Origin of the sequence: Paraburkholderia sp. JHI2823 (assembly GCF_038900695.1) — a bacterium.
Classification (GTDB): Bacteria; Pseudomonadota; Gammaproteobacteria; order Burkholderiales; family Burkholderiaceae; genus Paraburkholderia; species Paraburkholderia mimosarum.
This window is the reverse complement of sequence record NZ_JAYMRY010000002.1, coordinates 350,411-371,781: the sequence shown is the minus strand read 5'-3', so window position 1 is coordinate 371,781 and position 21,371 is coordinate 350,411. Positions and strand designations below refer to the sequence as shown.

The 21,371-nt window shown below is 67.7% G+C and carries 20 protein-coding genes; 19 read left to right on the top strand and 1 reads right to left on the bottom strand.

The window, feature by feature from the left end; translation table 11 throughout:
• The first annotated feature begins 298 nt into the window (after positions 1 to 298).
• From VSR34_RS04240 to VSR34_RS04195, 10 genes are all read left to right on the top strand, one after another.
• Positions 299 to 1,432 carry an ABC transporter permease gene (locus VSR34_RS04240; RefSeq protein ID WP_028229984.1) on the top strand — a complete coding sequence of 378 codons (1,134 nt, stop codon included), beginning with the start codon at positions 299 to 301 and terminating at the stop codon, positions 1,430 to 1,432.
• The gene (locus tag VSR34_RS04235; protein WP_042288267.1) at positions 1,429 to 2,346 is read left to right on the top strand and encodes an ATP-binding cassette domain-containing protein; all 918 of its coding nucleotides are present in this window, start codon (positions 1,429 to 1,431) and stop codon (positions 2,344 to 2,346) included. The genes VSR34_RS04240 and VSR34_RS04235 overlap by 4 nt, the downstream gene beginning before the upstream one ends.
• 58 nt (positions 2,347 to 2,404) lie before the next feature.
• Positions 2,405 to 3,370 carry an MlaD family protein gene (locus VSR34_RS04230; RefSeq protein WP_028209268.1) on the top strand — a complete coding sequence of 322 codons (966 nt, stop codon included), beginning with the start codon at positions 2,405 to 2,407 and terminating at the stop codon, positions 3,368 to 3,370.
• Between the two features lie 26 nt (positions 3,371 to 3,396).
• Positions 3,397 to 4,095: an ABC-type transport auxiliary lipoprotein family protein gene (locus VSR34_RS04225; RefSeq protein ID WP_342961926.1), complete on the top strand. Its 699-nt coding sequence runs from the start codon at positions 3,397 to 3,399 to the stop codon at positions 4,093 to 4,095.
• A gap of 94 nt (positions 4,096 to 4,189) precedes the next feature.
• Entirely contained in the window at positions 4,190 to 5,572 is a 1,383-nt protein-coding gene (locus VSR34_RS04220) for a VanZ family protein (RefSeq protein ID WP_342961925.1), read from the top strand.
• Between the two features lie 197 nt (positions 5,573 to 5,769).
• On the top strand, positions 5,770 to 6,096 hold the full coding sequence (locus tag VSR34_RS04215) for a ferredoxin (protein WP_028209271.1): 327 nt from the start codon (positions 5,770 to 5,772) through the stop codon (positions 6,094 to 6,096).
• Between the two features lie 37 nt (positions 6,097 to 6,133).
• On the top strand, positions 6,134 to 6,775 hold the full coding sequence (locus VSR34_RS04210) for an alpha/beta hydrolase (RefSeq protein ID WP_342961924.1): 642 nt from the start codon (positions 6,134 to 6,136) through the stop codon (positions 6,773 to 6,775).
• A 292-nt stretch (positions 6,776 to 7,067) separates the two neighbouring features.
• On the top strand, positions 7,068 to 8,285 hold the full coding sequence (locus VSR34_RS04205; RefSeq protein ID WP_028229989.1) for a D-alanyl-D-alanine carboxypeptidase family protein: 1,218 nt from the start codon (positions 7,068 to 7,070) through the stop codon (positions 8,283 to 8,285).
• Positions 8,282 to 9,262 (top strand): D-amino acid aminotransferase, encoded by a 981-nt coding sequence (locus tag VSR34_RS04200; RefSeq protein WP_342961923.1) that lies wholly within the window; start codon positions 8,282 to 8,284, stop codon positions 9,260 to 9,262. Before VSR34_RS04205 ends, VSR34_RS04200 begins: the two co-directional genes overlap by 4 nt.
• The gene (locus VSR34_RS04195) at positions 9,259 to 9,549 is read left to right on the top strand and encodes a DUF493 family protein (RefSeq protein WP_238327578.1); all 291 of its coding nucleotides are present in this window, start codon (positions 9,259 to 9,261) and stop codon (positions 9,547 to 9,549) included. The genes VSR34_RS04200 and VSR34_RS04195 overlap by 4 nt, the downstream gene beginning before the upstream one ends.
• Before the next feature lie 79 nt (positions 9,550 to 9,628).
• Here the strand turns inward: VSR34_RS04195 and VSR34_RS04190 are convergent, their stop codons facing one another.
• Positions 9,629 to 10,606 (bottom strand): transcriptional regulator GcvA, encoded by a 978-nt coding sequence (locus tag VSR34_RS04190; RefSeq protein ID WP_028229990.1) that lies wholly within the window; start codon positions 10,604 to 10,606, stop codon positions 9,629 to 9,631.
• A 101-nt stretch (positions 10,607 to 10,707) separates the two neighbouring features.
• On the opposite strand from VSR34_RS04190, the gene VSR34_RS04185 reads away from it, so the two are divergent.
• The 9 genes from VSR34_RS04185 (at position 10,708) to VSR34_RS04145 (ending at position 21,307) form a co-directional block, all read left to right on the top strand.
• Positions 10,708 to 11,034: a DUF2917 domain-containing protein gene (locus VSR34_RS04185; protein WP_028209276.1), complete on the top strand. Its 327-nt coding sequence runs from the start codon at positions 10,708 to 10,710 to the stop codon at positions 11,032 to 11,034.
• A 158-nt stretch (positions 11,035 to 11,192) separates the two neighbouring features.
• Positions 11,193 to 12,059, top strand: a complete 867-nt coding sequence (gene lipB, locus VSR34_RS04180) for a lipoyl(octanoyl) transferase LipB (protein ID WP_342961963.1) — start codon at positions 11,193 to 11,195, stop codon at positions 12,057 to 12,059.
• Positions 12,060 to 12,072: 13 nt separating this feature from the next.
• Positions 12,073 to 13,062, top strand: a complete 990-nt coding sequence (gene lipA / locus VSR34_RS04175) for a lipoyl synthase (protein ID WP_342961922.1) — start codon at positions 12,073 to 12,075, stop codon at positions 13,060 to 13,062.
• A gap of 238 nt (positions 13,063 to 13,300) precedes the next feature.
• Complete coding sequence (gene tauA, locus VSR34_RS04170) at positions 13,301 to 14,383, top strand: taurine ABC transporter substrate-binding protein (protein ID WP_342961921.1); 1,083 nt, start codon at positions 13,301 to 13,303, stop codon at positions 14,381 to 14,383.
• Between the two features lie 35 nt (positions 14,384 to 14,418).
• On the top strand, positions 14,419 to 15,210 hold the full coding sequence (locus VSR34_RS04165) for an ATP-binding cassette domain-containing protein (protein ID WP_028209279.1): 792 nt from the start codon (positions 14,419 to 14,421) through the stop codon (positions 15,208 to 15,210).
• A complete protein-coding gene (locus VSR34_RS04160) occupies positions 15,207 to 16,094 on the top strand; it encodes an ABC transporter permease subunit (protein ID WP_342961920.1) in 888 nt (295 codons plus the stop codon). The genes VSR34_RS04165 and VSR34_RS04160 overlap by 4 nt, the downstream gene beginning before the upstream one ends.
• 298 nt (positions 16,095 to 16,392) lie before the next feature.
• The gene (locus tag VSR34_RS04155) at positions 16,393 to 17,679 is read left to right on the top strand and encodes a dicarboxylate/amino acid:cation symporter (RefSeq protein WP_081715790.1); all 1,287 of its coding nucleotides are present in this window, start codon (positions 16,393 to 16,395) and stop codon (positions 17,677 to 17,679) included.
• A gap of 302 nt (positions 17,680 to 17,981) precedes the next feature.
• Positions 17,982 to 19,859, top strand: coding sequence for an ATP-binding protein (locus VSR34_RS04150; RefSeq protein WP_036017470.1), 1,878 nt, complete (start codon positions 17,982 to 17,984; stop codon positions 19,857 to 19,859).
• A 98-nt stretch (positions 19,860 to 19,957) separates the two neighbouring features.
• Positions 19,958 to 21,307, top strand: a complete 1,350-nt coding sequence (locus tag VSR34_RS04145; protein ID WP_342961919.1) for a sigma-54 dependent transcriptional regulator — start codon at positions 19,958 to 19,960, stop codon at positions 21,305 to 21,307.
• The last annotated feature ends 64 nt before the right edge of the window (positions 21,308 to 21,371 follow it).

Here is a 21,371-nt window from a genome sequence, read left to right as displayed (position 1 = left end):
CGCTCTCCGCAGTTCGAGATGCGTGCGGCTCGTCGCTCGTCCACAACAAACCCACAGGCCGCCCACAGCTTATCCACGAAATCATCCACAGGCTCGGCGGCCTGCTCTCGCAGCCGATTTCCGCGCAAATTGATTAATTTGCAGGCAATTCACAGCTCACCCACAGGCAATCCACAAGTTATCCAGAACGTTACCCACAGTTCGGCCGTCATTCCCTCTGTTGGCGTGCGCGCCCGGACCGACGAAACGGGGCGCGTTCGCTACAATGTTTGCTCACCCGTTCGTCGAGTCCTCGCCCTTGAATCAAGACACGCCGCCCGGCCTCGAAGTCTCCGCCGGCACCCGCGGAAAGACCGTGCGCCTGTCCGGCCAGTGGACGGCGCTCGCGCTCGCGCGCGACCGCGATCACGGCGGCGCGGCGGTGCGTCTTCGCGCGCTCGCGGACGAGCACGTCGGCGAATGGGATCTCTCGCGCGTGGAGCGAATGGACCACGTCGGTGGCCAGGCGCTCTGGAACATCTGGGGCCACAAGCTGCCCGTCGACCTCGTCGATCTCACGCAAACGCAGCGCGACATCTTCGAGCGCATCGCGCTGCTCGATTCCGTGCGCGAGCCTGTCGAGCGCATCGTGCGCGTCGATCCGGTCACGCAGCTCGGCCTCGGGATCTTCTCGTTCCTCGACCACCTGTACGGCGGCATCGCCATGTTCGGGCGCGTGATTCTCGATCTGCTGCTCGTGCTGCGCCGCCCGAAGCTCACGCCCTGGATCGAGATTTCCGCGAACGTTTACAACGCCGGCGCGCGCGCGCTGCCCATCACGGCGCTCGTTGCGTTCCTGATCGGTGTCGTGCTGTCGTATCTCTCCGCGCAGCAGTTGATGCTGTTCGGCGCGAACCAGTTCATCGTCAACATCCTGGGTCTTGCCGTGATTCGCGAACTGGGGCCCGTGCTTTCGGCGATTCTCGTGGCGGGGCGCTCGGGTTCGGCCATCACCGCGCAGATCGGCGTGATGCGCGTGACCGAGGAACTCGACGCCATGCGCGTGATGGGCATCTCGCACGGCCTGCGCCTCATCCTGCCGCGCGTGATCGCGCTCGGCGTCGCCATGCCGCTGCTCGTGATGTGGACCGACATCATTGCGTTGCTAGGCGGCGCAATCGCGGCGAAGATCGTGCTGGGCATCGACATTTCGTGGTTCTTCCGCTCGCTGCCCAGCGTCGTGCCGATCGCCAACCTCTGGATTGGCCTCGGCAAGGGCGTGGCGTTCGGCATGCTGGTGGCGATCGTGGGCTGTCACTTCGGCTTTCGCATCAAGGCGAACTCGCAGAGCCTGGGCGAAGGCACGACCACCTCGGTCGTCACGTCGATCACGATCGTGATCCTCGCCGACGCCGTGTTCGCGATTCTGTTCCAGAACGTGGGGCTGTCATGAGCACGATTACCGCGACGAAGACGACCGGCACGCTCACCACGCCGCTGCGGGAGGTCGTGCAGGACCTGCCGCTGCCCGCGATCGGCGAGCCGGTGATCGAGGTGCAAGACCTCACGAAGCGCTATGGGCGCAACATCATCCACCAGCATCTGAACCTCGAGGTCCGGCGCGGCGAGATCGTCACGCTGGTGGGCGGCTCGGGCTCGGGCAAGACCACGCTCGTGCGCCAGATCCTCGGGCTCGAGAAGCCGACCTCGGGCACCATCAAGATGTTCGGCGAGAACATCACGACCATCGACGCCGAGCGCGCGCGCCTCATGCGCACGCGCACCGGCATGCTGTTCCAGCAAGGCGCGCTGTTCTCGTCGCTCACCGTGTTCGACAACATCGCGCAGCCGGTGCGCGAGCTCGGCAAGGTGCCGGCCGGCCTGATGCGCGACATCGTGATGCTCAAGCTCGAAATGGTCGGGCTGCCGTGCAAGCACGCTTCGAAGATGCCCGCCGCGCTCTCGGGCGGCATGATCAAGCGTGTGGGCCTCGCTCGCGCGATCGTGCTGGAGCCGGAGCTGCTCTTTCTCGACGAGCCGACGGCCGGCCTCGACCCGCGCTCCTCCGACGAAGTGGTGGAACTCATCAGCACGCTGCACCGCGCGCTCGGACTCACCGTCGTGCTGGTCACGCACGACCTCGACGCCATGGTCGCGCTCTCCACGCGCGTGGCCGTGCTCGCCGAGCGCAAGGTGCTCGTGGCGGCGCCCGTGGAGGAGGCGGCGTGCGTCGATCATCCGTTCATCCGCGAATATTTTCTGGGCATGCGCGGGCGGCGTGCGCTCCAGGCGCTGCCGCCCGAGCGGCGCGCGAACCTGCCGCCGGCGGCGCTAGCCCCGGCCGCCGTGGGAATCAAGCCGTGCTAGGGCCCGCTTACGCCAACCCCTGGCGGCGCGCCACGGCCGCCAACGAAGGAATCTGACGATGGAAAACAAACCGCATGCGTTCTGGGCGGGCATGTTCACGATAGGCTTGCTGATCGTGGTGGGGCTGACCGTCGTGTTCTTCAGCGCCGACCGTGCGGTGCGCGTGCCGTACGACCTGATTTCGCGTTCGAGCGTGACGGGGCTGTCGCCGGACGCGGCGGTGCGCTATCGCGGCATCGACGTGGGCAAGGTGCAGTCGATCAAATTCGATGCGAAGCGGCCCGGCACGATCCGCATTCGCATCCTCGTCGACAAGAGGGCGCCGATGACGCGCTCCACCTTCGGCACGCTCCAGCTGCAGGGCGTGACGGGCATTGCCTTCGTGCAGCTCGACGACAACGGCCTCGACCTCTCGCCGCTGATTTCCTCGGAGGCGCACGTGGCGGAACTCCCGCTGCGCCCGGGCCTGCTCGACCAGCTCCAGCGCCGCGGCGACGCGCTCCTGCGCAAGCTCGACCGCATTGCCGGCGACATCGACGCGATGCTGTCCGAAGACAACCGCAAACAGGTGATGGCGGCCGTCAACAGCCTGCAGCAGGCCGCGAGCAGCGTGAACGGGCTTGCCCAGCAGCTCGAGCCCACCACGAAGCAGCTGCCGGGCGCGGTGACCGAGCTGCAGCGCACGCTGCACTCGACCAACGCGCTCGTGACGAGCATGAACCGCCCGGACGGGCCGTTCCAGACCAACCTGAACAAGGCCGGCACCGCGGCGGCCCAGGCCGGTGCGGCGCTCACCTCGATCGACGCCTCGATCGGGAATCTTTCGGCGCGCGTGGGTTACGACACACTGCCGCGCGTCGATTCGCTGACCGAAGACGTGCGCTCGGCCATGCGCTCCGTGGACCGCGCGGCAGACACGTTCAGCACGAACCCGCGCAGCGTGCTGTTCGGCGGCGCGGCGCAGCCCATGCCGGGGCCCGGCGAACCCGGCTTCACCTGGCCTGCCACCTCTGCGGCGAAGTAGGTCATCAGCAAAAAGAAGGAACCGCAATGCCACGGACATCACGCCTGCCACCATCGACGCAACGCGCCGCCCCGAGCGGCCGCGCCAGGCTTCAGGCCGCGCTGGGAGCGCTAGCGCTCGGCGCGTTCCTCGCCGGCTGCGCGGGCAACGCGGGCACGGTCGCCGACATTCGCTACGACCTCGGTCTGCAGTCGGCGCAGCGTGAGCAGGCGGCGCAGGGCGTGCCCGCTGCCCCCGCCGCCCTCGCCGCTTCGGGCGCGAAGCCGCCGCTGAAGGTGCTGGGTGTGATTGCGCCGCCGCCGCTCGACAACGACGGCATCCTCTACCGGATGAACTTCGACTCGCAGCGCATGGCGCGCTACGCGAACAGCCGTTGGACGATGTCGCCCGCGCGGCTGCTCACGGAGCGTCTGCGCACCTCGCTAGGCGCGCAGGCAACGGTGCTTTCGGGCTCCGACGCCGTGCAGGCGCCGCTGCTCAAGGTCGAGCTTTATGAGTTCGAGCAGGTGTTCGAGAGCCCGACCGAAAGCTCGGGCGTCCTGTCCGCCCGCGCGACGCTTCTGCAGGGCGGCAAGGTGCTGGCGCAGCGCTCGTTCGTCACGCGCGCCCCGGCGAGCACACCGGACGCAGCCGGCGGCGTGCGCGCGCTGCAGACGGCCAGCGACGATTTCGCGAACCAGCTGGGCGCGTGGTTGAGCGCGCAGTCGTTCGCGGGCACGCCTTGATGGCGGCACACCTGCGCCGCGCAAGGACGGCGCGCGGCGCGGCAACGGAGGGCAACGGCGGGGGCAACGGCGGGCAAGGCGGTGGGATAGCGGCATGATCGAAGCGGGACGGCTGAGGTTGCACGCACCGCACGGCGGACGGCACGGGATGGGCGGCGACGAGGGTGGCAAAAACGGCGGCGGTGAGCGCAGCGCGGGCGAAAGGCACGGCTCGACCTCGAGCGGCGGCTCGCGCGCACCGGACGCTGCGCATGCCGCCACGCCAGCGGGTTTCCCATCGTCGATTCCGCCGGGCGCTGCCCGTGAGCCAATCGCGAGCCAGGGCTCGACGCTCGCGCGCCAGGCGCTTGCGCTTTACGCGGCGCTGATCGTCTACGGCTCGTGGTATCCGTTCTCCGGGTGGCGCTCGCTCGGCCTCGGTCCCTTCGCCTACCTCGGCGATCCCTGGCCGCGCTATTGGACCGTATTCGACGTCGTCACCAACGTGCTTGGGTACATGCCGTTCGGCGCGCTCGTCGTGCTTGCCGCTTGGCCGCGCTGGCGCGGGCTTCTCGCGGTGCTGCTCGCCGCCGTTGCGGGCACGCTGCTCTCGGGCGTGATGGAGGCCGTGCAGACCTGGCTGCCCACGCGCGTCGCGTCCAACCTCGATCTCGCCTCCAACGCGCTCGGGGCGCTGGCGGGCGCGCTCGTCGCGGCGCCCGCCACCGGCGCGCTGCTCGAGCGCGGCTTTCTGCGCCGGCTGCGCTTTCGCTGGTTCGAGCGCGATGCGCCCGTGCTGATGGTGCTGGCGGCGCTCTGGCCGTTCGCGACGATGTACCCCACGCCTCGCCTGTTCGGCCTCGGGGAGTGGCCGCGCGCGCTGTGGCAGCGCCTCGACGGCTCGATGCAGGACGCCGTGCTCGCGTGGACGCCGGCCGCCTGGCATCTGCGCTCGCTGCCCGACATGCTCGCGGCATGTTTGCCCGACAGCGGCTGGGAGGCGATCGTCGCGACGCTCAACCTCTTCGGCGCGGCGGCGTTCGCCACGCTGCCCATGCGTTCGCGGGCGCCGCGCGCGCGACTCGTGATGGTGCTCATTGCGGCCACGCTCATCGTCAAGGTCGGCGCTACCTTCCTGCAATCGCAAAGCGGGCTCATCTTCGACTGGGCGACGCCAGGGGCGCTCGCCGGCCTCGTGTGCGGGACGCTGCTCGCGGTCCTCGGCTTGCGCCTGCCGCGCGCCGCGCGCGCCGCGGCAGCGACGTTCGCGCTCGCCGTCGCCCTCGTCCTCGTGAACGTATTGCCCGTGAACCCGTATTTCGATGTCGTGCTCGCGGACTGGCGTCAGGGCCGCTATCTGCACTTCAACGGGCTCGCGCGCTGGCTGGCATGGACCTGGCCCTGGGCCGCGCTCGCATGGACCGCGTTCTCGCTCGAACGCGCGTGGCTCATCCGGCGCGCGCGCAAGGCCGCGAAGGGCGCCCGCAAGGGCGCATGAGTTCCCGTTAGCCCCCATCGGCGCGCGCGACGCCGGCCTGGGCGTGCCGGAGCATTCCGGCCGCGCTCGTTATAATCGAGCGCATCGCCGCGCAGCCGCGCTCGCGGCCATCGCCATGCCAACGCACTGTCTCAGGGCGGCCGCTCACTTTCAGGGAGCCGGCCTTCGCTGCACGACACTCACCGGTACCCCATGTCATGACCGATTCGTTCTACAAGTACCACGTCTTTTTCTGCCTGAACCAGCGCGAGCCCGGCGCGGACCGCCCGAGCTGCGCGAACTGCAACGCGCAGGCCATGCAGGAATACGCGAAAAAGCGCGTGAAGCAGCTCGGCCTCGCCGGGCCGGGCCAGGTGCGCATCAACAAGGCGGGCTGCCTCGACCGCTGCGAGGAAGGCCCGACCGTCGTCGTGTATCCGGAAGGCACGTGGTACACCTACGTCGACGAGAGCGACATCGACGAAATCGTGGTCTCGCATCTGCAGAACGGCCAGGTGGTCGAGCGCCTGAAAATCGACCGCTGATGCCCCTGAAAGCACGACCCGCAAGGACTGCCGAACGATGAACGCCCCGACACAAAAATTCCAGATCGACGGTCCCGTCGGCAAGATCGAATGCGCGCTCGACGTGCCCGAGGCCGGCACGACGCCGCGCGGCATCGCGCTCGTCGCGCATCCGCACCCGCTCTTTGGCGGCACGATGGACAACAAGGTCGCACAAACGCTCGCGCGCACGCTCGTGCAGCTCGGCTACACGACCTACCGTTCCAACTTTCGCGGTGTCGGCGAAACGGCGGGCACGCACGACAACGGCATCGGCGAACAGGACGACCTGCTCGCGCTGATCGCGTACATGCGCGCGCAAGCGGAACAGGCGGGCCAGGCGCACGCGCCGCTCGTGCTTGCCGGCTTTTCGTTCGGCACCTTCGTGCTCTCGCACGTCGCGAAGCGCTACCTCGAAACGGGCGGCGCGATCGAGCGCATGGTGTTCGTCGGCACCGCGGCGAGCCGCTGGGAAGTCGCGCCCGTGCGCGAGGACACGCTCGTGATTCACGGCGAACTCGACGAGACCGTGCCGATTCTCTCGGTATACGAATGGGCGCGTCCGCAGGAGCTGCCCATCGTCGTCATTCCGGGGGCAGAGCATTTCCTGCATCGCAAGCTGCACATTCTCAAGCGCATCATCGTGGACGCCTGGCGCTGAGGCCTGCTCCTCGCCCCGAAATCACGCCGGATCACGCAATTCAGGGTCGCAATGCAAGCGGTTCGTCATCGCCCGTATGCCGGCGAAATGCGTGAAAAATGCACGACAGGTACGCGCAAACGTGTGACATCGCGAAAATTCGCCACGAAGCGACGCGTATAATGTTCGCCAATTTTGTGCTTGCTGCGGCGCGCCATCCGCGCCGCGCGGCACGAGCTTTCCGGCTTTCACCGACCGTGCGCCGCATGGCGCGCTACGTTCATCCCGTCCCCATTCAGCCCGACCTGAACCTATGCGTTTTCTCTCCTCCGGCCAGCCGTCTTCTTTCGTTTCCCCTTCCCTCGTCCGCAACGCCACGCTCGCAGCGCTCCTGCCCGCCACGCTGCTCGCCAGCGCGAGCGCGTTCGCGCAGGTGCCGCCGCCCGCGGTGAACGCGCGTTCGTGGGTGCTCGTCGACGCCACCGCGAACCAGGTGCTCGCCGCCGGCAACGCCGATGAGCGCGTCGAGCCCGCGTCGCTCACGAAGCTCATGACCGCGTACCTCGTGTTCGAGGCGCTGCAGACGAAAAAGATCACGATGGATCAGATCGTCACGCCGAGCGAAGCCGTACGCCGCGTGACAAACGCCGAATCGCGCATGTTCATCGAAGCGAACAAGCCGGTGTCGGTGCATGACCTCGTGTACGGCATGATCGTGCAGTCGGGCAACGACGCCGCCATCGCGCTCGCCGAACTCGTGGGCGGCAGCGAGTCGAACTTCGTCACGTTGATGAACGCCGAGGCGCAGAAGCTCGGCATGGCGCACACGCACTTCGCCGACGTGAACGGCATGCCCGACCCGCAGCACTACACGACGGCCGGCGACCTCGCCACGCTCTCCGCGCGCCTGATCCGCGACTTTCCCGAGTACTACGGCATCTTCTCGGTCAAGGAATTCAAGTACAACAACATCAAGCAGCCGAACCGCAACCGCCTGCTGTGGATCGACCCGACCGTCGACGGTCTCAAGACCGGCCACACCCAGGCGGCGGGTTACTGCCTGATCGCATCGGCCAAGCGTCCGATGATGGGCGGCAGCGACCGCCGTCTCGTCTCCGTGATGATGGGCGAGCAGAAGGAGCACGACCGCGTTCAGGACAGCATGAAGATGCTGAACTACGGCTATAGCGCGTACGACACGACGCGCATCTATCAGGCGAACCAGGCCGTGGCCACGCCGCGCGTCTACAAGGGCACGCTCGGCGCCGTGAAGGTCGGCGTGCAGAAGGACCAGTTCGTGACCCTGCCCAAGGGCGCCGCCGACAAGGCGAAGCCGCAGGTCGAACTCAACAGCCCGCTGATCGCGCCGCTCACGGTCGGTCAGCAGGTCGGCACCGCGAAGTTCGTCGGCGCGGACGGCAAGGTCCTCGCGCAGATTCCGCTCGTCGCGCTCGAAGCGGTGCCGCAGGCCGGCATCGTCGGCCGCGTGTGGGATTCGTTGATGCTCATGGTCAACAAGAAGAAGGGATGACCGGCATTGCCGAGCCGCTCGTCTGGCTCAACGGCGAGCTCACGCCGCTGTCCGAAGCGCGGATTCCCGTGCTCGATCGCGGCTTCCTCTTCGGGGACGGCATCTACGAGGTCGTGCCCGTTTATGTGCTCGCCGTTGGCGAAGGCGAGGGCGAAGGCGGCGTGCGCGTGCCGTTTCGCATCGGGCAGCATCTGGCGCGGCTCGCGCGCTCGCTCGAGAAAGTCGGCATGGCGAATCCGTTCGACGAAGCGGGCTGGCGCGCGCTGATCGCGCGTCTCATCGAGGCGAACGAAGCGGCGGGCGCGCTTGCGCGCGATGGGCACGCCAACGTCTACATGCAGGTCACGCGCGGCGTCGCGCCGCGCGCCCATGCGTTCCCGGCGGCGGCCACGCCCACCGTGTTCGCGATGGTCAACCCGCTCAAGCTGCCCGCGAACGCGCAGCGCGAGCGCGGCGTGCGCTGCGTCACCGCTGAGGACAAGCGCTGGCTCAACTGCGACATCAAGTCGACCTCGCTGCTCGGCAACGTGCTGATGGCGCAGCACGCGGCGGAAAACGATGCGTTCGAGACGATCCAGCTGCGCGACGGCTGGCTGACCGAGGCGTCTTCGTCGAACGTGTGGGTCGTGAAGGACGGCGTGCTCTTCGCGCCGCCGCGCAGCAACCGCATTCTCGAAGGCATCCGCTACGGCCTGATCGAGGAGCTGGCCGAAGCATGCGGCGTGCGCTTCGAAGCGCGTGAGGTCGCCGAGGCCGAACTGCGCGAAGCGGACGAGATTCTCTTGACGTCCGCGACGAAGGAAGTGCTGGCGGTCGTCTCGCTCGACGGCAAGCCCGTAGGCGACGGCAAGCCGGGCCCGGTCTACGCCGCGCTCTATGCGGCATACCAGCGCGAGAAGCAACGCGAAGCGCAGTCGCAGTTACAGGCACAGGCGCCGCACACAACCGCCGCCGAGCTACAGGAAGTGGAGAAATGAATATGGCCCAGACAGGCAACCCCGAGGCGAAAGAATCGCTGATCGAATTTCCGTGCGACTTTCCCATCAAGGTGATGGGCAAGACGCATCCGGAATTCCAGGACACCATCGTGACCGTGCTGCGCGAGTTCGACGGCGCCTTCGACGCGACGACGATCGAGTCGCGCCCGTCGAGCGGCGGCAACTACACGGGCCTTACCGTGACGGTGCGCGCGACGAGCCAGGCGCATCTCGACGACATCTATCGCGCGCTCACCGGGCATCCGATGGTGAAGATCGTGCTGTAAGCGGCCGCGCTTCGCTGGCTGCGATTCAAACGTCAAGGGCCGCCATGAGCGGCCCTTGTCACGTCCACGTCTGCGGTTTTCAGGGCACGTCGCCCGCGCGCGCGCGTTGCGCCGCCGCGGCGGCCGTGATGAGCGGGCCCGCCTCGCAGGCGTCCTCGTAGAGCCGCCGAAAGCGTGCGACCTCGTCGAACACCCAGTCGCGGAAGGCTTGCACGCGCTCGGTCTGCATGCGCTGCGGCGGGCAGATGAAGTAGTAGCGCCACGGGCTCGGGCCGTCGATGTCCTTGAAGAGGCGCACGAGGCGCCCGAGCGTGATCTCGTGCATGGCCAGCGAGCGGCGCACCAGCGCGATGCCCTGGCCGTCCATGGCCGCCTGGAGCAGGTTCGACGAGTCCTGGTAGAGCACGCCGCGCTTCGGTTCGGGCAGATCCGCGAGGCCCGCCGCGTCGAACCACGGTCGCCAGAGTTCGTCGTCGGAGCGCAGGAGCGGCAGGCTCGCCAGTTCGTGCGGGTCGACGGGCAGCTTGCCGCCGTTGAAATCGGGCGAGCAGGCGGGAAAGAAGATCTCGTCGAGCAGCAGTTCGGCGTGCAGCCCCGGATAGTGGCCGTAGCCGAAGCGGATGGCCACATCGACGTCGTCGCGCGCGAAGTCGGTGAGCGAATTCGTCGATTGCAGCTCGACGTCCCACTGCGGATGCGCTTCGATGAAACGGCCGATGCGCGGCGTGACCCAGCGCGCGGCGAACGACGACAGCATCGAAACGACGAGCCGCCGGTCGCGGTCGCCGGCGCGGATCTCCTGGGTGGCGTGCGCGAGCTGGCTCAGCGCATCGCGCACCTGGCCCGCGTAGCGGCGGCCGATGTCGGTCACGCGCACGCGCTTGCCGTCGCGCGCGAAGAGCGCCACGCCCAGTTCGGCTTCGAGCGCGCGGATCTGGTGACTCACGGCGCCGTGCGTGACGAAGAGTTCGTCGGCGGCACGCGAGAAGCTTTCGTGGCGGGCGGCGGCTTCGAAGGCCTTGAGCGCATTGAGCGCAGGTAACTGGCGCAGATCCATATCGTATTTTTTCTCACATAGCCGTGAAAATTGATCGTTTGGCTCTAGCCCTTATGGTATCTACGATTGTAGCCATGAGAGCAGGTCGTTCGGAGGCGAAAATGAGAGAGATTTCTTCGGATATCACGTTTGAAGTGGCGGCTGATCACATGGCTTCGGTGCGCGTGACGCGCAGCACGCGTCTGACCGTGCGGTGCGGCACCGTATGGGTCACGCGCAGCGACGACACCGCCGATTACTGGCTCGAGCCCGGCCATACGCTGCGGCTGCGGCGCGGCGAGCGGCTGTGGATCGGCGCGGAAGGCAACGCCCCCGCGTGGGTTGCGTTCGCCGCGCCTGCGCGTGTGAGCGAGCGCCTGGTCGATTGGGCAGCGCGCGCCGCACAACGCGCGGGCGTTCATATCGGCGACGGCTGGCGCACCGTTTGAGGACGTAGCGGACCGTTTCAAAATCGCGGCGGCGGGAAGGCAACCCGCCGCCGCCGTTATCCGCAGCATGCCCGGCGCGCTTGTCCCGAATTCGGTAAACTCGCGAGATCATGTGCGCCACGCTAGTTTCACCCTCGCAAAGTCCTTCCGACCCCGGCATGCCCGCGGCTGCTCCTCAAACGCCACTTTCCCCCATCGTCGTGCGCTGGCGCGGCAACGAGGCTTATCAAGCGAGCTTCGACGCCATGCGCGAGTTCACGGCCGCCCGTGACGCCGGAACGCCCGACGAAATCTGGCTCGTCGAGCATCCGCCCGTCTTCACCTTGGGTCAGGCAGGCAAGCCCGAGCACCTGCTCGTGGCCAACAGCGGCATTCCGCTCGTGCAGATCGATCGCGGGGGCCAGATCACGTATCACGGGCCGGGCCAGGTGGTGGCTTACCTGCTGCTCGATCTTCGGCGCCGCAAGCTCATGGTGCGCGAGCTCGTCACGCTCATCGAGGACGCCGTGATCGAAACCCTGGCGGCGTATAATCTCGCGGGCGAGCGCAAGGCCGGCGCGCCCGGCATTTACGTGCCGCAAGACGCCAGCGGCGCGAGCGCCGCGCACACAGGCGCGAAAGTCGCCGCCCTCGGGCTGAAGATTCGCAACGGCTGCAGCTATCACGGCGTGAGCCTGAACGTGTCGATGGATCTGAGCCCATTTCTCGCGATCAATCCGTGCGGATATGCCGGTCTCGAAACCGTCGACATGGCCGCGCTCGGTGTAGCGGCGAGCTGGCGCGAGGTGGCCGCGACGCTGGCGGCGCGGCTGGAAGCGAATCTCGCGGCGCACGCAGCAACAATTCGTTTGGTAGCCGAAGCGGCTGCCGCAAACCCTTCAGACGGAGCGGGCGGGGCGACCCCCGACGCAGGTGCGGCTGAAAACGAAGCGGCCGCTTGCGCGGCCGCGATGCAACCGGCCGTATCGGCCGTCTCCGGCGGGGAACCGCCGCAACCGCAGGCTGGCGTTGCACCGGCGGCCTGACTGGATCGAAAGCATGACTGACATCACTGCGAACCCCGCTGGCACCAACGCCGACGCCGTTCCCTACGACGCCACCGCAAAGCAGAAGGCGCAGGCCAAGACCTCGCGCATTCCCATCAAGGTCGTTCCCATCGAGAAGCTCAAGAAGCCCGAGTGGATCCGCGTGAAGGCGGCCACGGGCAACTCGCGCTTCTACGAAATCAAGAACATCCTGCGCGAGCACAACCTGCACACCGTGTGCGAGGAAGCGAGCTGCCCGAACATCGGCGAGTGCTTCGGCAAGGGCACCGCGACGTTCATGATCATGGGCGACAAGTGCACGCGCCGCTGCCCGTTCTGCGACGTCGGCCACGGCCGCCCCGATCCGCTCGACGCCGACGAACCGGCCAACCTCGCGCGCACCATCGGCGCGCTCCAGCTCAAGTACGTCGTGATCACGAGCGTGGACCGCGACGACCTGCGTGACGGCGGCGCCGGTCACTTCGTGGAGTGCATCCGCCAGGTGCGCGAGCAGTCGCCGCAAACGCGTATCGAGATTCTCACGCCCGACTTCCGCGGCCGACTCGACCGCGCGCTGGAGATCCTCAACGCGGCGCCGCCCGACGTGATGAACCACAACCTCGAAACGGTGCCGCGTCTCTACAAGGAAGCGCGCCCGGGTTCGGACTACGCGCACTCGCTCAAGCTGCTCAAGGACTTCAAGGCGCTGCATCCCGAAGTCGCGACGAAGTCGGGCCTGATGGTGGGCCTCGGCGAAACCGAAGAGGAAATTCTTCAGGTGATGCGCGACCTGCGCGCGCACGACGTCGACATGCTGACGATCGGCCAGTACCTCCAGCCTTCGGAGCACCACCTGCCGGTGCGTGCGTACGTGCATCCCGACACGTTCAAGATGTACGAGGAAGAGGCGTACAAGATGGGCTTCACGCACGCGGCCGTCGGCGCGATGGTGCGTTCGAGCTATCACGCCGATGTGCAGGCGCATGGGGCGGGGGTGGTTTAAGCCACCAGCGTTCTTGCACGCATGCAACGAGGAGCCCGCTGAAAAGCGGGCTTTTTCGTTTGTGCGCTGGCACCCGGATAGCAGGGCCCACGTATCGATCGCACGATCCACTCCCGCACGAAAAGCAATGCTCCAGCGGCGTCATTAGCTAACGCGGATAAATTAGAACCGCGCGCCGCGAGACTCCCTATAGTCGGAACCTTCCTTCACTCGAACGTCGTTCCGCCGGAGTCTCTCGATGAACCTTCGCGTTCCCACCTCGCCGCGTTCCGCCGCCTTTGGCGGCGATGCACTCAAGCACCGTCCCCGTTTGCTCGCTTTTGCGCTCGCCGCCGCCTGCTTCGCCGCCGCGTTCGGCGCGCCGGGCGCGCACGCGCAAACGCACGAGGTCGTGATTGCGTATCAGGACATGGTGGTGCCGTGGCGCTACGCGCAGGCAACGGGCGAAGTCGAGAAGGAGACGGGATACAAGGTCACCTACCGCAAGCTCGCTAGCGGCGCCGACGTGATCCGCGCACTCGCCTCGGGTTCCGTGCAGCTCGGCGAGGCCGGCTCGAGCCCGATCGCGGCGGGGCTCTCGCAAGGCGTGGACCTTTCGCTCTTCTGGATTCTCGACAACATCAACGACGCCGAAGCGCTCGTCGCGCGCGACGGCTCGGGCGTCACGAGCATCGCGGGTCTCAAGGGCAAGACGATCGGCGTGCCGTACGTCTCGACCTCGCACTTTCACGCGCTCGTCGCGCTGCAGAACGCGGGCGTGAATCCCGCCGACGTTAAGATCGTCAATCTGCGTCCGCCCGAAGTCGCGGCCGCCTGGCAGCGCGGCAACATCGACGCCACGTACATCTGGGATCCCGTGCTCGCGCAGGTCAAGAAGAACGGCAAGGTGCTCATCACGTCGGGCCAGGTGGCGAAGGCCACGGGCAAGGCGACGTTCGACGGCTTCGTGGTCGACCGACGCTTCGCGAAAGACAACGGCGATTTCGTCGCGAAGTTCGTGAAGGTGCTCGCCGCTGCCGATGCCGATTACAGCGCGCATCGCACCGCCTGGAATGCCGCCTCGCCGCAGGTGCAGGCCGTCGCGAAGGAGTCCGGAGCGAATGCCGGCGAAGTCCCGGCGAGCCTCGCGCTCTACGCGTTCCCCACGCCCGCCGAGCAGGCCTCGAAGCAATGGCTGGGCGGCGGCGCGCAATCGGGGGCGGCGCAGTCGCTGCTCGCCACGGCGACCTTCCTCAAGCAGCAGGGCACGATCCAGAACGTGCTGCCCGATTACTCGGTGGGCGTCGATCCGCAGTACGTGCAGCGCATCGCCGCACACTGAGCGCACTGACCGCACTGACGAAAAGGGGGGCTGGCATGAGCGCGCTCGCGATCCGTGATCTCACCGTCGTCTACGAAGGCGCGCGCCGCGACGCCGCGCCCAACGTGGCGCTCGCGGACGTGAACCTCGAAGTGGCGAGCGGCGAGTTCGTCGTGGCGCTCGGCGCCTCGGGCTGCGGCAAGACCACGCTGCTCAACTGTATCGCGGGCTTTATCGAGCCCGCACAGGGCGAGGTGCGCGTGAACGGCGCGCGCGTGCAGGGGCCGGGCGCGGAGCGCGGCGTGGTGTTCCAGAAGCATGCGCTGCTGCCGTGGCTCGACGTGCTGGAGAACGTCGCGCTTGGCTTGCGCTTTCGGCGCGTGCCGAAGGCCGAAAGGGAGCGCATCGCGCGCGAGCAGCTTGCGCTCGTGGGTCTCGAGGCGCAGGCGCGCGAGCGCGTGTATGCGCTCTCGGGCGGCATGCAGCAGCGCGTGGGCATTGCGCGCGCGCTAGCGAGCGACCCCCAGATCCTGCTGATGGACGAGCCGATGGGCGCGCTCGACGCCATGACGCGCGAGCAGGTGCAGACGCTCGTGCTCGACGTCTGGGCGCGCACGCAGAAGACGGTGTTCTTCATCACGCACAGCGTGGAGGAGGCGCTCTTTCTGGCGACGCGCATCGTCGTCATGACGCCGGGGCCGGGCCGCATCGAGCGCGAGTACGAAGTGCCGTTCGCGCGGCAGTATCTCGCGACGCGCGATGCGCGCGCCGTGAAGTCGTCGCCGGAATTCATCGCGTGGCGCGAGCGGCTGGTGGACTTGCTGCACGCCGATACGGAGGCAGCATGAGTGTGCCGCAGGAATCGTTGAGAGACGTCGCGCCTGAGGGACGACACGCGGCGCGCCGAACCGACGATGCGCGCGCCGCGCAAACGCCGCGCTCGACAGTCTGGCGCATGCCGGGCGAAGGCCCGACGGCGGCGCTGAGCGCGGCCTCGGTCGCGGCGCTTGCGCTGCTCTGGTGGCTCGCCACGCATCTGCACTGGCTGCCGCCGCTCTTCCTGCCGACACCCGAAGCCGTCTGGCAAGCTTTCACCGACGCCTGGCATGGCCGCATTCAGGGCGGACTGCCGCTCTCCGAGCACCTGCTCTGGAGCGCGCTGCGCGTGTTCGGCGCGTTCCTGCTCGCCGTGGTGACGGCCGTTCCCGTCGGCATTCTGATGGGTGTGTCGCGCATCGCGCGCGGCCTGCTCGATCCGCCGCTCGAGTTCTACCGGCCGCTACCGCCGCTCGCCTACCTGCCGCTCGTGGTGATCTGGTTCGGCATCGACGAGACCGCCAAGATCGTCGTGATCTGGCTCGCCTGCTTTGCGCCCATTGCGATGGCGGCGCGCGCCGGCGCAAGGAGCGCGAGCGTCGAGCAGATCCGCGCGGCGGCGTCGCTCGGCGGCGGCTTCGCGCAGATCGTGCGCTTCGTCGTGCTGCCCGCCGCGCTGCCGGAGATCCTCACGGGCCTGCGCATCGCCATCGGCTTTGGCTGGACCACGCTCGTGGCCGCCGAAATGGTCGCCGCCACGGCGGGCCTCGGGCAGATGGTGCTCAACGCGTCGAGCTTCCTGCGCACCGACGTCGTGGTCATGGGCATCGTGCTGATCGGGCTGATCGCCTGGGGCTTCGACCTGGGCATGCGCGCGCTCGAGAAGCGGCTCGTGCCGTGGAAGGGGCGCGGCTGACCTCGCTGTTCCTTACGGAAAGCCATACGCCCCCCGAGCGGATTTCCGGAAATCCATAAGATCGCCCGCGCGCGACCACAAAAAATCCTTATAAATCAAGGCCGCGCCTGCGGGCGCGCGCTGGCATCGACCTTGCAAATAGATATGCGCGGCCAACCCCGGCCGCGACAAAAAAAAGAATCAAGGAGACAGCCGATGTCCGATCCCATCTTCCGGTTTCGCTGATCCCCCGTTTCGACCTGTCGCGGCATGGCGCTCGAAAGTGCGCGGCCATTGGCTTAACTCATTCGCAGGAACCATCGTGAAGAAACCTCTCCACAAAGTCCTCTACGTCCAGGTGATCGTGGCGATCGTCATCGGCGTGATCCTCGGTCATTACTGGCCCGCCCTCGGCATCGACATGAAGCCGCTCGGCGACGCCTTCATCAAGCTCATCAAGATGGTGATCGGGCCGATCATCTTCTGTACCGTCGTGACCGGGATCGCCGGCATGGAGGACATGAAGAAGGTGGGCCGCGTGGGCGGCAAGGCGCTGCTCTACTTCGAGATCGTCTCGACCTTCGCGCTGGTGCTCGGCCTCATCGCCACGCACGTCCTGAAGCCGGGCGCGGGCTTCAACGTCGACGTCCACACGCTCGACGCCAAGGCCGTGGCGAGCTACGCCGAGAAGGCGCACGGCCAGAGCACCGTCGACTTCTTCATGCACATCATTCCCGACACGATCACGTCGGCGTTCGCGCAGGGTGAAATCCTGCAGATCCTGCTGATCGCGCTGCTGTTCGGCGCCGTGCTCACGCAACTGGGCGAGCGCGGCCGCGTGGTGACGGAGTTCATCGACGGCGTGTCGCGCGTGCTGTTCGGCGTCGTGAAGATCGTCACGAAGCTCGCACCGATCGGCGCGTTCGGCGCGATGGCGTTCACCATCGGCAAGTACGGCGTCGGCTCGCTGATTCCGATGCTCAAGCTGATCGGCACGTTCTATCTCACGTCGATCGTGTTCGTGCTCGTCGTGCTCGGCGCGATCGCGCGCTTCACGGGCTTCTCGATCATCCGCTTCGTTGCCTATATCAAGGAAGAGCTGCTGATCGTGCTCGGCACGAGCTCATCGGAATCGGCGCTGCCGCAACTGATGCAGAAGCTCGAGCGCCTTGGCTGCTCGCGCTCTGTGGTGGGCCTCGTGGTGCCGACCGGCTATTCGTTCAACCTCGACGGCACCAACATCTACATGACGATGGCGGTGCTCTTCATCGCCCAGGCGACCAACACCGACCTCACGTGGACGCAGCAGCTCACGCTGCTCGCGGTGACGATGCTCACCTCGAAGGGCGCGAGCGGCGTGACCGGCGCGGGCTTCATCACGCTCGCGGCAACGCTTGCCGTCGTGCCGACCATTCCGCTCTCGGGCATGGTGCTGATTCTCGGCATCGACCGCTTCATGAGCGAGTGCCGCGCGCTGACCAACATCGTCGGCAACGGCGTGGCGACGGTCGTGGTCTCGGCGTGGGAGAAGGAGCTCGACCGCAGCAAGTTGCGCGCCGTGCTCTCCGGCGATGTGGAACAAGTGAAGGAAAGCGCAGGCGCATAAGCCGCGCTGGGCGGAGCGCGCTGCCGATGGCGCGCCTTGCCCGCCTTGCGGGGGTGCGCTCAAGCCAGGGAGGCGCGCGCCGCCCGACGATGTTTCGATGTGTCTTTCGCGGCTTGGGCCGCTGGGCGGCGCGCCGTTTCCCCTGCGTCCGCGTCGCCCGTTTTTGCGCTTCCCGTCCGACTTTGCCTCACGTTGCCCGCCTGCGCCAGAAGCCAGCCGTCCCGCCCGGACGCTACGGCGCGGCCGTGTGCCACAATCTCCCTCATCCGCCTCGACCCCTCCACTGTCTGGAAGCCGCTCACGTGACGCGCCGCCTAATCATCCTCTTCGCGCTCGCTGCCGGGCTCGTCGCGGTCTGCGCGCTCACCTGGGCGCTCACGTGGCAGAGCGGTATCGACCAGTTGCGCCGCAACGCCGCCGTGCGCGGCGACCGTACCGCGGCGTCGCTCAAGAGCACGCTCGAGCGCTACGACTCGCTGCCGTACATCGTCGGCGAGCATCCGGTCGTGCAGGACGTGCTCGTCGACCAGCGGCCCGAGTGGGTGGCCGCTGCGAATCGCTATCTCGAAGACGTGAACCGCCACGCGCGCGCCACGACGACCTACATCATCCGTGCCGACGGCTTGAGCATCGCCGCGAGCAACTGGCGCGATCCCGATAGCTTCGTCGGCGCCGATTACCGTTTCCGTCCGTATTTCATCGACGCGATGAACGGCCGCGTGGGCCGCTTCTTCGGCATCGGCACGATCTCGCACGACCCGGGCTACTACGTCTCGCAGCCCGTGCGGCGCAACGGCAAGATCGTCGGCGTGGCGGTGGTGAAGCTCAATCTCGAATGGTTTCCGGGCACCGATGCCTCGGAGCCGCTCCTCGTCACCGACGATCACGGCGTGATCTTTCTCTCCTCGGTGCCCGCGTGGAAGTACCGCACGGTGCGGCCGCTGCCGCCCGCGGTGATCGCCTCGATCGACGCCACGCGCCAGTACGCGAGCGAGCCGATCGCGCCGCTGCCCGCGAGCGTCGAGCGCGTGCTGCCGGGCGACGCCGACATCGTGCGCATGGGAGCGGGCATCCGCGCGCCGCGCTACCTGGAAACGCGCCGCTCGCTCGGCGAGCCCGACTGGCATCTCGTCACGATGTCGTCGATCGGGCCGGTGCTCGAGGCCTCGCGCAATGCGACCATCATGACGGGCTTCGGCTATGTTTCGCTGTGTCTCCTCGGTTTCTACTGGCGCATGCGGCGCGCGCGCGTGAAGGAGGTGATGCGCAGCCGCGCGATGCTGCAAAAGGCCTATGCCATGCTCAACGAGCGCGTGGCCGAGCGCACCGCCGATCTCTCGCAGGCGAACGAGCGCCTGCAGCGCGAGGTGGCGGAACGCACGCGCGCCGAAGCCGAGCTGCGCGCGACCCAGGACGAACTGATCCAGGCGAGCAAACTCGCCGCGCTCGGCCAAATGGCGGCGGGCATCACGCACGAGCTGAACCAGCCGCTCGCGGCGCTGCGCAGCTTCTCGGACAACACGCGCGTGTTTCTCGAGCGCGGGCAGTACGCCGCGGCCACCGAGAATCTGGAGGCAATCGCCTCGCTCACCGAGCGCATGGGCAAGATCGTGAATCAGCTCAAGCTGTTCGTCGGACGCGCGCGGCCCAGGAGCGCGCGCGCACCGGTCGCCCGGGCGCTGCGCAACTCGCTTGCGCTGCTCGGCAAGCGGCTCGACGGCGTGCGCGTGGATCTCACGCTGCTCGAAGAGGGCGCGCCGGCCGCGCCGCTCGATCCCGACGCGGACTATCCGGACCTGAGCGCCCAATGCGACGACCTGCGGCTCGAACAGGTGCTCATCAACGTGGTGGGCAACGCGCTCGACGCCGTGGCGGGCGTGCCGTCGCCGCGCATTGCGATCGAGGTGCAGGCGAGCGCCGCGACGCTCGAGATCGCCGTGCGCGACAATGGTCCTGGCATTCCCGAGGAGGTCTTGCCGCGCCTGTTCGAGCCGTTCTTCACGACGAAGGAGATGGGGCAGGGGCTCGGCCTCGGGCTCGCGATTTCCTCGTCGATTGCACGCGACTGCGGCGGCTCGCTCACCGCGAGCAACGCACCGGAAGGCGGCGCGCGCTTCGTGCTGACGCTGCGCCGCGCCCGCGCGGACGCCGCGAGCGCGGCGCGTGCGGCGGGCTTGTGAAGCGGGCTTGAGAAGCGGGCTTGTGAAGCGGGCTTGTGAAACGCGCCTTGTGGAGCACCCAGGTAACGCTGGCTCATGAATCAGGATGACGAACGAACATGGTGAATGCAACGCCCGGCCGGGTGCTCTATGTAGAGGATGACGAACTCGTGCGCCGCGCGGGGGTGCAGAGCCTGCAGCTCGCAGGCTTCGACGCCGCCGGTTTCGCGAACGCCGAAGGCGCGCTGCCGCTCGTCGATGCCGATTTCGCGGGCGTCGTGGTGAGCGACATCCGTCTGCCCGGCATGAGCGGGCTCGACCTGCTCGCGCAGTGCCACGAGCGCGCGCCCGATGTGCCCGTCATCCTCGTGACGGGCCACGGCGATATCTCGATGGCCGTGCAGGCCATGCGCGACGGCGCGTACGACTTCATCGAAAAGCCGTTCGCCTCGGAGCGCCTCATCGAAACGGTGCGGCGTGCGTTGGAGCGGCGCCTCCTGGTGCTCGAGAACCTCGCGCTGCGCCGCGAGCTGGCGGGGCAGAACGCGCTTGCGCCGCGCATCATCGGCAAGAGCCCGGCCATCGAGCAGGTGCGCAAGCTCATCGCGAACGTCGCGCCCACGGACGCCTCGGTGCTCATCAACGGCGACACCGGCGCGGGCAAGGAGCTGATCGCGCGCAGCCTGCACGAGCTGTCGTCGCGCCACGACAAGCCGTTCGTGGCGGTGAACTGCGGCGCGCTGCCGGAACCGATGTTCGAGTCGGAGATGTTCGGCTACGAGGCCGGCGCGTTCACGGGCGCGGCCAAACGCCGGATCGGCAAGCTCGAGCATGCGAGCGGCGGCACGCTCTTTCTCGACGAGATCGAGAGCATGCCGCTCTCGTTGCAGGTGAAGCTACTGCGCGTGTTGCAGGATGGCGTGCTGGAGCGCCTGGGCTCGAACCAGCCCGTGCGCGCCGACTTGCGCGTGGTGGCGGCGGCCAAGGGCGACATGAGCGAGCACGTCGCGGCGGGGACTTTCCGGCGCGACCTGCTGTACCGGCTGAACGTCGTGACGATCGCGCTCCCGCCGCTCGCCGAACGGCGCGAGGATATCGTGCCGCTCTTCGAGCATTTCCTGCTCGACGCAGCAGTGCGCTACCAGCGCAGCGCGCCGCTCCTCACCGAGCGCGACCGCATGCGGCTCACGCAGCGCGACTGGCCGGGCAACGTGCGCGAGCTGCGCAACGCGGCTGATCGCCGGGTGCTCGGGATTCCCGACGATCTCTCGGCGGCCGCGGCGGGCAGCGACGACGATGCGCTGCCGCTCAAGGAGCGCGTGGAGCAATACGAGCGCGCACTGATCGCCGATGCGTTGCAGCAGAGCAACGGTGCAGTCGCCCAGGCCGCCGAGCGGCTGCAGATGGCGAAGGCCACGCTATACGAGAAGATTCGACGCTATGGGCTGGCGGTGCGTGGCGAGGGATAGCAGCGCGTGACGGAGCAAGCAGGCGTAAAAAAAGCAGCGGGGTTTCCGCTGCTTTTTTGTTGAC